Genomic DNA, 11,517 nt, shown 5'->3' with positions numbered 1-11,517 from the left:
GTAGCGCAGCGAAGAATCTATAAAATTTCGATATTTATAAAACATTTCGATATTTATAAGATGCTTCACTCCGTTGCACTTCGTTCAGCATGACATTTCAAAATCTAAACTGTCATTAGTAGCGCAGCGAAGAATCTATAAAATTTCGATATTTATAAAACATTTCGATATTTATAAGATGCTTCACTCCGTTGCACTCCGTTGCACTCCGTTGCACTTCGTTCAGCATGACATTTCAAAATCTAACTTGTCATTAGTAGCGTAGCGAAGAATCTATAAAATTTTGATATTTATAAAACATTTCGATATTTATGAGATGCTTCACTTCGTTCAGCATGACATGGGTTGATGGTTGTAAAATAACTTGGCTGTTCTTGTAATCCCATACCAATTAATATTAATCCTGGAAAACAAAGATAACCTAGTATATCAACTTGTTCCCCAAAAGAAAATATTAATAAAACTAGTAAAACACTTAAACTAACTTTAGCCACTTTACTTGTATAAGACTTTAAAGCCAAATCAAAAAAACTAATTACAAACGGTAGCATAAAAGCTAAAAATCCGGTAGCACCTTTTGCAAATAATAATCCTGCCCAAGTATGATGTGAACCAATTGGTAAATTTGCAACGACTTTGGGTCCTGGGTCTTGTGTACCGTGACCCCATATTTTCGCTTCTTTCCAACGGTCTAAGGCAATTCTTACGAGTGCAGAACGAACTCTCGAAGAACTCGCTCGTGATGAACTAAATTCTTCAGATGTATTTTTAAATAGTTCTAACAAGTTTGTGCTAAATATACCTGAGAAAAAACAAACTAAACCACTAATCACCTGTATTTTTGGTTTAAATAAGTTTCGTAATAACCAAGTTAATACCAAAACAACTGGCAACGCCACAAACGCAGAACGTGAAACTGATACAATACTCATGGCAACGGCGCCAATTATTCCAATATACCGCCAAAATCTATTTTTTTCTTCTAATGCCAAAAAAAAGTAGATATTGCCAATTAACCCCAAAGCAGGACACCAAGGTGCAAACAGAAATAAACGTAGACTTTGAGTATCATAATCAATTGCATAAAAACCCACTTGGTAAAATATTGGTCCATTCTGAATAAATCTTTCAACCGGAGAAGAGTAAAGAATATCTGGTAAATTCAACTGATAAGCAATAAATGTAATGGGTATAGCAACTAAGCTTTGTAGACACAATATACACACAGCACGATAAATTAACTGTGGTCTAATATTTAAACACCCACTCAAAATAAACAGTGCAAATACAGCAGAAGTAGTCAACCAACCTAGTGTTCCCCGAAGTTGAGCGTTTGCACCAAGTTTAAAGTCATCAATACCCATATATGTAGCAAATAAAATCACCACCATACATATGCACCACATCCACAGGCGCCAAGATACACATATAGACTTACTTCTTTTAATCACCAAAAAAAATAAAACCCAAGCAAGTAACGCAGTAGCAGGAAATAACAGACCCAAAGCATAGATAACATAGGTAAACAGTATAAAATACCAAATTAAAAATTCTTCAATGTTCAGAGGTTTCATAAATTTGTGGTTTTTTACCGTTCAGAATGTTATCAGTAAGCAAATAATCTGTTTTTTGTACTTTGTTCTGTAAAAGTCTAGCTAAACCACTGCTTAGTAATATTGAACCAAACCCGGCGCCGAGTAATACAAGATTCCGATTCGCTCCAGTCCCAGATTCAGGTAAACTTGGATGGGACAATAATTGAATTTGCGGATAAGCAGAAGACACACTAGATTTTGCCATGTCTAAGCGGGCAATAGTAGATGAAAACACAGCTTCAGCAATCTGTACATCACGTTTCAAATCTTCTAACTTAGACTGACGCTGCGATAAAACTTTTAATCTATACTCCAATTGACCTATTTGCTGATTAAGTCCTAGAATTTGCGCTTTCAGTCCTTGCTTCTCAACATCGGTTGTCACTAATTTCTCTGATAACGCTGCACGTTTAGGTCCCGACGACTCATTATCACTAAAATTGAATTGTTCTATACTTGTAATATCGAATGGACGTTTTAAAAGTATCTTAGCTCTATTCGTCAAAGCTAACTCAGCTTGTTGCACCTCAGCATTCTGATTAATTACCGATGGATGACTAGGTAAAAACTTAGCTTCTAAAATTACAGACTTTGATTTCGCATCATTGTAACTAAGTAAATACTTTTGAAACAGTTGGTCAGCTTGTAAAACGAATGCATCACCTGCTTGCTCTGAAGATAAATTCAAATCTTGCCGAAGCTTAAGTACACGCGCACTAGATTGTTTTTCTTGAGCTATTAATTCTGCTCGTTGCTTCCGCAATGTTTCAATATTAATAGCCAAGTTACTCAGTTGCTCGTTAGCACTCAGACCAGAAGTCACTCTATACTCAGAAAGTTTTTGTTGTGCAGCTTTGAGCTTTTGACGTGAATTCTCAATTCCAACTTGTAAACGAGCATTCTGTTGAGCAATATCATCACTCCTCAGCTTGTTAATTTGTAGTGTTAATGTATTATAAAAAGCTTGAGATTTCTTTTGTGCTTCAGCAGGTGTTTTACCCTGAAACTCAAACCTCATCAACGTTGTGTTATCAACAATCTTAATTTTAGGCGCCCCAAAAGTCGTATTATTCATATTGGCACTTTTAGCAGCTAAATTCAAAACCTGTTCACTCGTGGCAATAGCTTTATAATTTTCTCTGGGGTCATAACTAATGCCAGCATAAGCAGAAGCATCTTGCGAAGTAGCTTGTCCAATTTCAGGAATATTTATATTAGAACTAGACGCTGTACCTAAAACATTAATAGTCCAATCACTAGTATATTTAGGCTTTGCGCGACTCATATATAATAAAGCTGCACTCCAAAGCACTGCATTACTAATTACAAGCGTCAACAACAAAGATTTCCAACGATTCATAACCATCAGTATTATTTTACTACTGCTGAAATTTCATAACCACCGTCTTTTTTATAAGTGCGATACCACTGGCTTTTTTGGCATTGTTCGCACCAAAATTCTTCCAACCAACTCCCATCTAAATTAACTACATTTAGGGGATATTTTTGGCTAACGCTATCTAAGTAACATTTATGTGTTGGACAAAATATTGCCCTCCGTTTAGAGCGCTTTCGGTTTCTTTCACACCTTTTTTGCAATTTGAAATACTCCTCTGTAGAAAAAATTTATACCATAACAAAAACTTAATATTTAATTTTACTTAGATAGCTGTAAAAAACCGATAGATACTATTCGGAATTCCCTGATATGTACATTAATAACAAACATCAAGTAATCGTGTTGCCATTTTGGCAACTTTATGAACTTGGCTTCATATTAAAGCGCGAGAGGCAATAAAATCATTATATTGATATTGATTATAATTATGAATGAGTCAATATCGAGGCGCCGAATGCCAAAAATACGTCATTACCCATCCGGATAAATTGCCTATAATTAGGTACGTTCCGTAATTGTGGAAAAGTAACCGTGACCATTACACCCATTAACCCCAATCAAGTTATGCAGCGTCCTGATGCACAAGGACGCTTTGGACGTTTCGGTGGTAAATATGTACCCGAAACGTTAATGCCAGCTTTATTTGAATTAGAAGCTGCGTATCAACAATATCGTAATGAACCAGGTTTTCAAGTTGAGTTACAGCAACTACTGCGCGACTATGTAGGACGTGCAACTCCTTTATATTTTGCTGAACGTTTGAGTGAGCATTATGCACGCAAAGATGCGACACCACAAATTTACTTAAAACGTGAAGATTTAAATCATACAGGCGCCCATAAAATTAATAATGCGTTAGGTCAAGTGCTACTAGCTAAACGCATGGGTAAAAAGCGGATTATTGCTGAAACAGGCGCCGGACAACACGGAGTAGCAACTGCGACCGTATGCGCGCGTTTTGGATTGGAATGCATCATATATATGGGTGTTCACGATATGGAACGCCAATCATTAAATGTATTTAGAATGAAATTAATGGGCGCCGAAGTACGTCCAGTCGAAGCAGGTACAGGTACACTTAAAGATGCCACTTCCGAAGCAATTCGTGACTGGGTAACAAACGTCGAAACAACTCACTACATTCTCGGTTCAGTAGCAGGTCCCCACCCATATCCAATGATGGTTCGTGACTTTCATGCTGTAATTGGACAAGAAACACGCGCACAAGCAATGGAAAAATGGGGTGGTTTACCCGATATTTTAATTGCCTGTGTAGGTGGTGGTTCTAATGCGATGGGTTTATTCCACGAATTTATCGACGAACAAAGCATTAGAATTATTGGTGTTGAAGCAGCAGGGTTGGGAGTAAACACCGACAAACATGCAGCAACATTAACCAAAGGTAGAATTGGTGTACTGCATGGGTCGATGAGTTACTTGTTGCAAGACGAAGAAGGACAGGTAATTGAACCTCACTCAGTAAGTGCAGGTTTAGATTATCCTGGTGTTGGTCCCGAACATAGTTTTCTCAAAGATATGGGACGCGCAGAATATTATAGTGTTACTGATGCCGAAGCGTTAGATGCATTCCAACGTTTATCACGTTTGGAAGGTATTATTCCAGCATTAGAAACATCTCATGCTATCGCTTACCTAGAAACACTTTGTGCCCAACTCACAGGTAGTCCCCGTATTGTCATTAACTGTTCTGGACGTGGTGACAAAGATGTACAATCTGCCATCAAATATCTAAACATGTAATTCCACAGCATGTAGAGACGTTACATGTAACGTCTCTACAACATTAATTTGCGAAACCGAAAATTTGAATAACACCGTGCTAAAAACGAAGGAATAATCAACGACACTATCAAATAACCTAATAAAAAATTTATATGTACAATCTCAGCTTGCATTATTCCTAGTAAAGATTGTATCGCCAGTATTATAAATAAGAAAACACATAGTGAAATAAAGAATAAATCAAAACGTAATAAATATTTAGACGTAAGTTTGGCGCCAGAAAAATTTCCCCAAGTTAAAGCACATCTACAACCAATCGCTCTAGCAACAAGATATATTCCGATAAGAATAACAGAAGAAACTAAAAATATAAAAAATATAAATGCTGCTAAAATAATATTATCTACAGCTAAAATTACCTTGAAATAAATATCGCTCATAGAATAATTAAATATTACTTTTGAAAGAAATTCAATAGTAAAATATATAATTTGAGTAAAAATAAAGTAGACTACAGAACCAGCGATACTTCCCCAAACAGCTTCCCAATAACCACCGCTTTTTGCTGCGTGCTTTGACATAAGATGACTATAAATTTAAAATCTGGATGTCATCTTACCATCAGTATTTTGAAAATATTGTTTTGGTGTTAACTTATAATGAGATTCTTTACTACGTTCAGAATGACATTTAGGTTAATTGACGTTGAAAGATAATCATTTCATTACCAATTACTGGGTTGCGGGCAACGAGTTTATCTTGAGAGTCAAATATTTCTAAATGGGTAAAATCTAATTCTTGCGAACGTTGGAACATTTCTGTTGCTAATTTATCTTGTTGCGATTTTTTGAGTGTATACCAATCATCACTTATTGTGACAATTAAACTACTGCTACGAAAATTTGCTTTGATTGATTTTACTATTCCTGAAAAGGTATTGTTACTTACTTGTGAAACTTTATTTTCGATTGCTGCTATAAGTGTTTGTTCGGGTGTTAATGGTATAAATTCCGGTGTTGGTGTTGGTGTTGGTGTCGGTTCTGGAGTTACTTCTGCAACAGGTGTTTGTTCTATTTCTGGTTGAGGTGTTTCTACTGCGATGGGTGTTTCTTCAACTTGTGGTTCTTTTGCCGAAGAAGCAACAGGTGGTAAAGGTGTTGCTTCGACTAATGGAGTTGGTGTAGGTTCGGGTGTTACAGTGACAGGTGGTGTTTCTGGTGGAACCGTTGCAACTTGAGATGCTGGTTTACTATTAAAAGATGAAGTCGTCCATACAACAATTACAGCAACAAAAGCAATTATCCCAGTTAAAGCAGCAATAATACCCTCCCCCACTCTCGAAGATGGGTCTTCAAGTTGGTTTGCTGTCGTTTCTAAGACTCCGATAGTTCCTCGCAAAAATTGGATAATTTTTACCTTCCAAAATGGTAGTCGTCTCTGGTAACGTTGTTGACGACCTCTTGGGTTTGGTGGTTGGGGGGTTGGGTTATCTTGGGACATGGAACTTTTAATTCAGCGTGCAAATCAAAATTGCTACAACACTTGCCTTAATTTAGCACTGTTCTGCGCCCCAATTTCGTTAAAAACGTACAATTTATAATCAACTATTATGAATCTCAAACGACGTGAATTCCTATTACTCAGCACGGTTGGTACTATCTCCGCTGGTTTTGCAGGTTGTGCTACAGCAATAAAAGTGCGAAATAGTAACTCAGTTCAAGTTACCAAACCTGTTGTACCTGAGAATAAAGTGTTGTATCAATTTGTTTCTGTGGCAGATACAGGTACAGGTGACAATGGACAATATGCGGTAGCAAAAGCTATGACTAACTACCATACTCAAAACCCTTACGATTTAGTAGTGCTAGCAGGGGATAATATCTACACAAATGGCGAAATCGAAAAAATTAACGCAGTATTCGAGCGTCCCTATGCAGAACTACTAAAAAAAGGCGTTAAATTCCAAGCCGCTTTAGGTAATCATGATATTAGAACTGCCAACGGTGACTTACAGTTAAAATATGCTGCATTTAACTACGGCGGACGCTATTATACCTATAATCGTGGACCAGTACAATTTTTTGTGCTTGATACCAACGGTAATGCTGACTTTCAAACCCAACTATCTTGGTTAGATACAGAACTCAGTAAATCAAAGGCGCCTTGGAAGATAGTATATGGGCATCATCCTATTTATGCATCGGGTGTATATGGAAGCAACCCAGCATTTATCAAAGCCTTTACACCCATCTTTACCAAGCATAATGTCCAACTCTATATTAACGGACACGAACACCATTACGAACGCACCATCCCCATTAATGGTACTACATATCTAATTTGTGGAGGAGGCGCCGGAACTCGACCCGTAGGGAAAAACGAATGGACAGCTTATTCCGCAGAAAAACTCAGCTTTGCCGCATATAAAGTATACGCAGACAAAATCGAAGTATCAGGTATAGGAACCGATAATCAAATCTTCGATAAAGGAATCATCCCAATTAAAACTGCTTAACAAATGTGTTTGAGGGTTTTGGTTAAATTAAAGTTTACTATAACTATATACCAATTATCCCTCAAAACATAGAAATTGATGCTCCAGTAGTTGTAATTGTAGAGGCAAAAAAATCCGATTTAAGGTCTGGAATTGGACAGTGTGTAGCAGAAATGGTTGCTGCCCAACGATTTAATAAAATGAAAAATAAATCTGTAAACACTATTTATGGAAGTGTTACTAGTGGTACTCAATGGCGATTTATGAAGCTCGAACAAAACACAGTAACCTTTGATTTATCAGAATATTCCATTCCCCCCATCGATTTTATTCTTTCTGCTTTAATTTGGATGATTCGCAATGCTTGACAGAAACCAGGTTTCTATGCAAACTTGTCGTTTTTATTATAATATTATTACAGAAACCAGGTTTCTATAGTAATATGTTAAAATGCAAACAAAATTGAAACAATACTTAAAATTTTGTAACATACAGCGTTAGTCCAGTCGGAATACCGGGTTTTATGGCATGATTCTTTAAGTAGACATTATGGCTTCATAAGTACAGGGAATCTCTCATGGCTCTCCGTTTAGGCGATACAGTACCAAACTTCACTCAAGCATCAACCCACGGTGAAATCAACTTTTACGACTGGGCTGGTGATAGCTGGGTAATTTTATTCTCGCATCCAGCAGATTTTACACCAGTTTGCACCACAGAACTAGGAACCGTCGCAAAGCTCAAACCCGAATTCGATAAGCGTAACGTTAAAGCAATTGCCCTTAGTGTAGACGACGTTGACTCACACAACGGTTGGGTAGGTGATATTGAAGAAACTCAAAGCACATCACTCAACTACCCTATTTTGGCTGACCCTGACCGTAAAGTCTCAGAACTTTACGATATGATTCACCCAAATGCAGCAGCTACAGTAACGGTACGTTCTGTATTTGTAATCGACCCACAAAAAAAATTACGTCTATCATTTACCTATCCTCCTAGTACAGGACGTAACTTTGACGAAATTTTGCGTGTAATAGACTCATTACAACTAACCGACAATTACAGTGTAGCAACACCAGCTGACTGGAAAGACGGTGAAGACTGTGTAATAGTCCCCTCCCTTAAAGACCCCGAAGTCCTCAAGGAAAAATTCCCCAAAGGTTATCAAGAAATTAAACCTTACCTGCGTATGACACCTCAACCCAACAAGTAATTATATTTTCAATAACATAATTTGGCGCCATTTATTCAATGAAGGCGCCTTTTTTTATAGAAACCTCATCAATGTCATCATGCTAGACGCACTTTGGAACTGGAAAAATAAGGGCGCCGCAATTACGATATCATGGCTATGTGCCTTGCCTGCCGTTTCCACCTTGTTGTGAAAGATATTCCCATATTCGTTGTGACTCTTCTCGCCACTCTTGACGGTCAATCGCTGCTTGCTGTCTATCTTGGGCAGCTTGTTCTGATAATTCTCTAAGTCTACGATCTGTTTGCTCGCTTAAATTATGATAATTCTCAATCACCTCTTTAATATTTTCAACTAACACATCAATAGTATCGCTCTGCTCATTCGTCCTTACTGATAAGGCATCAATAGCGTTGGTCATCCTTAAAGCTAAGTCATCAATAGCGTTGGTCATCCTTAAAGCTAAGTTATCAATAGCATTGTTCGTCCTTAAAGCTAAGTTATCAATAGTATTATTCGTCCTTAAAGCTAAGTTATCAATAGTATTATTCGTCCTTACTGCCAATGCATCGATAGCGTCGCTTTGCTGATTCATCCTTACTGTCAATGTATCGATAGCGTCGCTTTGCTGATTCATCCTTACTGTCAAAGCATTAATAGCGTTGTTTTGTCCCGCTACCATTTCACCTACGTTCGCGAATAAGGTTTCAAGACGGCTCAATCTAGTTTCTACTGAATCCGGCTGGTTAGCTGTCATTTTGCTCTTTCCTCATTAACGTCATTATACCGCGCGCTTGTATTGGTACGATTCACCGCGCGCTAGTTAAAATCAAAATAATATAACTGTATTCTTATACATGGTTACTTGTGCCAGATGTTATACTGACACGTACAATATTTTAAAAAAGACTGATTTATGTTTAAAAACCTGGTTTTTAGGGAAAATCGTCATTTTTCTTGGAGGATGTCCAACAAAAAACCAGGTTTATACGAGATTTTGCATAAAAATCCAGCTTAATTAGAGTAAATCATAGTAATATTCTTGGTCTATCAGAAAGTTATTAACATACTCATAAAGGAGTTGTTGGATAAATGTTGAATCGAAAATGGTATTTATTATTTGCTATTTTAGCGGTAATGCTTTCAATGACTGCTTGCAGCAGGCGCCTGCGAGGTGGTAATACTACTACTGTAAGTAGGTTAGATACAATTAAAAGTCGGGGTAAACTTGTTTGCGGTGTGAGTGGACAGTTACCTGGGTTTAGTTTTGTAAAGGCAAACGGGGAATATGCAGGGTTGGATGTCGATGTGTGTCGTGCTATTGCTGCTGCCATATTTGATGACCCGAAAAAAGTTGAATACCGTAATTTAAACGCGAAGGAACGTTTTACTGCTGTACAAACAGGTGAGGTTGATATATTAAGTCGTAACACCACCTGGACTTTTAGTCGAGATACTTCTACTGGTATGGAGTTTGCACCTGTGGTGTTTTACGATGGTCAAGGTATTATGGTTAGGAAAAATAGTAATATTAAAAGTTTAGAAGACCTCAAAGGTAAATCTGTTTGTACGCAAACTGGAACTACCAACGAGCAAAATTTAGCCGACCAAATGCGACAAAGAGGTATTAGTTATAAACCTATTGTGTTTGAAGATGTTAATACTGTTTTTACAACTTATGAGCAAGGTCGGTGTGAAGCTATTACTTCTGACCGTTCGCAGTTGGTTTCTCGACGCACTACTTTATCTAAACCTGATGAACATACAGTTTTAGATTTATTGATATCGAAAGAACCTTTGGCGCCTGCTGTTAAAAATGGTGATACTAAATGGTTTGATGTGGTAAAATGGACTATCAACGCTTTGATTAATGCTGAAGAGTTGGGTGTTAATTCTCAAAATGTTAATCAATTAGCAAATAGTAATAATCCAGAAATTAAGCGCTTGTTAGGTACAGAAGGTGATTTAGGAAAAGCCGCCGGACTTTCTAATGACTTTGTAAAACGTATTATTATACATGTAGGTAATTATAGCGAAGTTTATGACCGCAATTTAGGTAAAAACTCTGAATTGAAGTTAGAACGAGGTAAAAATAAGCTTTGGAACCCAGGTGGAATTCTTTTTGCTCCACCTTTTAGGTAATTTTTCATCACACATTTAAAATCTATTATGACTCCTTTTTGGCGCAACCAACGTTTTCTAAGCATTGCCGCTCAATTAATTTCTGTTTTTACTGTTGCTATTGTCGTATTTATATTATGGGATAACCTAACATATAATTTAGAACTATTGGGAATTGGGTTTGGGTTTGATTTTTTACAATCGCAAGCTTCTTTTGATATTGGTGAAACTCTTATTCCTTACAAACCTACTGATTCTTATTATCATGCGTTACTAGTTGGGTTACTAAATTCACTACGAGTTTCTATTATTGGAATTATTTTAGCAACAATTGTAGGCGCCGTTGTTGGAATCGCACGATTATCGACTAATTGGTTGGTGCGTAATTTAGCTTTGATTTATGTAGAAGTATTACGGAATACACCACTACTCTTACAATTGTTCTTCTGGTATTTTGCCGTTTTTATCAGTTTGCCAAAACTTGAAAATCAAATTTCTTTCTTTGGTTTAATCAATCTTAATAACAAAGGTACACAATTACCTTTTGGTCTCGAAATTTCTTCAGAGCTATCTGCATTAATTCTCGGATTAACATTATATGCGGGTGCGTTTATTGCAGAAATTATTCGAGGAGGTATTCAGTCGGTTGCTAGAGGACAATGGGAAGCTGCACGTGCTTTGGGTTTAAAACCGGGGTTAATTATGCGGTTAGTTATTCTTCCTCAAGCTTTACGAGTTATTATTCCACCTTTAACTAGTCAATATCTAAATATAGCCAAAAACTCTAGTTTAGCTATTGCAGTTGGGTATCCTGATATTTACTTCGTTGCTTCTACCACTTTTAATCAAACTGGTAAAGCAGTAGAAGTTATGTTGTTAATTATGATAACTTATTTAACTATAAGTTTGACTATCTCCTTAACAATGAACACATTAAACCGTTCCTTTCAACTTAAGGAAAGATAAGCAA

The 11,517-nt window shown here is 36.9% G+C and carries 11 protein-coding genes and 1 pseudogene; 6 read left to right on the top strand and 6 right to left on the bottom strand.

Features of this window, described 5'->3' with window-relative positions:
• Positions 1 to 290: 290 nt before the first annotated feature.
• The 3 genes and pseudogenes from DSM106972_RS22805 to DSM106972_RS22795 all read right to left on the bottom strand — a co-directional run.
• On the bottom strand, positions 291 to 1,574 hold the full coding sequence (locus tag DSM106972_RS22805) for an O-antigen ligase family protein (protein WP_127082867.1): 1,284 nt from the start codon (positions 1,572 to 1,574) through the stop codon (positions 291 to 293).
• Entirely contained in the window at positions 1,555 to 2,955 is a 1,401-nt protein-coding gene (locus DSM106972_RS22800; protein ID WP_233787324.1) for a GumC family protein, read from the bottom strand. The genes DSM106972_RS22805 and DSM106972_RS22800 overlap by 20 nt, the downstream gene beginning before the upstream one ends.
• 29 nt (positions 2,956 to 2,984) lie before the next feature.
• Positions 2,985 to 3,194: pseudogene (locus DSM106972_RS22795) on the bottom strand (hypothetical protein); the annotation flags it as partial.
• Positions 3,195 to 3,525: 331 nt separating this feature from the next.
• On the opposite strand from DSM106972_RS22795, the gene trpB reads away from it, so the two are divergent.
• Positions 3,526 to 4,755 carry a tryptophan synthase subunit beta gene (gene trpB / locus DSM106972_RS22790; RefSeq protein ID WP_127082865.1) on the top strand — a complete coding sequence of 410 codons (1,230 nt, stop codon included), beginning with the start codon at positions 3,526 to 3,528 and terminating at the stop codon, positions 4,753 to 4,755.
• Positions 4,756 to 4,790: 35 nt separating this feature from the next.
• On the opposite strand, the gene DSM106972_RS22785 is transcribed toward trpB, so the two are convergent.
• Both DSM106972_RS22785 and DSM106972_RS22780 read right to left on the bottom strand, forming a co-directional pair.
• On the bottom strand, positions 4,791 to 5,318 hold the full coding sequence (locus DSM106972_RS22785; RefSeq protein WP_127082864.1) for a hypothetical protein: 528 nt from the start codon (positions 5,316 to 5,318) through the stop codon (positions 4,791 to 4,793).
• Between the two features lie 109 nt (positions 5,319 to 5,427).
• A complete protein-coding gene (locus DSM106972_RS22780; RefSeq protein WP_127082863.1) occupies positions 5,428 to 6,237 on the bottom strand; it encodes a hypothetical protein in 810 nt (269 codons plus the stop codon).
• 109 nt (positions 6,238 to 6,346) lie between these two features.
• Between DSM106972_RS22780 and DSM106972_RS22775 the strand changes: the two genes are divergently transcribed.
• From DSM106972_RS22775 to DSM106972_RS22765, 3 genes are all read left to right on the top strand, one after another.
• The gene (locus DSM106972_RS22775) at positions 6,347 to 7,252 is read left to right on the top strand and encodes a metallophosphoesterase family protein (protein ID WP_127082862.1); all 906 of its coding nucleotides are present in this window, start codon (positions 6,347 to 6,349) and stop codon (positions 7,250 to 7,252) included.
• A 179-nt stretch (positions 7,253 to 7,431) separates the two neighbouring features.
• Entirely contained in the window at positions 7,432 to 7,599 is a 168-nt protein-coding gene (locus DSM106972_RS55390; RefSeq protein WP_186538630.1) for a hypothetical protein, read from the top strand.
• Between the two features lie 209 nt (positions 7,600 to 7,808).
• Positions 7,809 to 8,447 carry a peroxiredoxin gene (locus DSM106972_RS22765; protein ID WP_127082861.1) on the top strand — a complete coding sequence of 213 codons (639 nt, stop codon included), beginning with the start codon at positions 7,809 to 7,811 and terminating at the stop codon, positions 8,445 to 8,447.
• Between the two features lie 136 nt (positions 8,448 to 8,583).
• Here the strand turns inward: DSM106972_RS22765 and DSM106972_RS22760 are convergent, their stop codons facing one another.
• Positions 8,584 to 9,183 (bottom strand): hypothetical protein, encoded by a 600-nt coding sequence (locus tag DSM106972_RS22760; protein ID WP_127082860.1) that lies wholly within the window; start codon positions 9,181 to 9,183, stop codon positions 8,584 to 8,586.
• A gap of 335 nt (positions 9,184 to 9,518) precedes the next feature.
• On the opposite strand from DSM106972_RS22760, the gene DSM106972_RS22755 reads away from it, so the two are divergent.
• Together DSM106972_RS22755 and DSM106972_RS22750 are read left to right on the top strand one after the other, a co-directional pair.
• The gene (locus DSM106972_RS22755) at positions 9,519 to 10,568 is read left to right on the top strand and encodes an amino acid ABC transporter substrate-binding protein (RefSeq protein ID WP_127082859.1); all 1,050 of its coding nucleotides are present in this window, start codon (positions 9,519 to 9,521) and stop codon (positions 10,566 to 10,568) included.
• Between the two features lie 27 nt (positions 10,569 to 10,595).
• Positions 10,596 to 11,513 carry an amino acid ABC transporter permease gene (locus DSM106972_RS22750; RefSeq protein WP_127082858.1) on the top strand — a complete coding sequence of 306 codons (918 nt, stop codon included), beginning with the start codon at positions 10,596 to 10,598 and terminating at the stop codon, positions 11,511 to 11,513.
• The last annotated feature ends 4 nt before the right edge of the window (positions 11,514 to 11,517 follow it).

The organism is Dulcicalothrix desertica PCC 7102, assembly GCF_003991905.1.
GTDB classification, from domain to species: Bacteria; Cyanobacteriota; Cyanobacteriia; order Cyanobacteriales; family Nostocaceae; genus Dulcicalothrix; species Dulcicalothrix desertica.
Note: the sequence above shows the minus strand (reverse complement) of the source record. Positions and strands in the feature narration are given on the sequence as shown.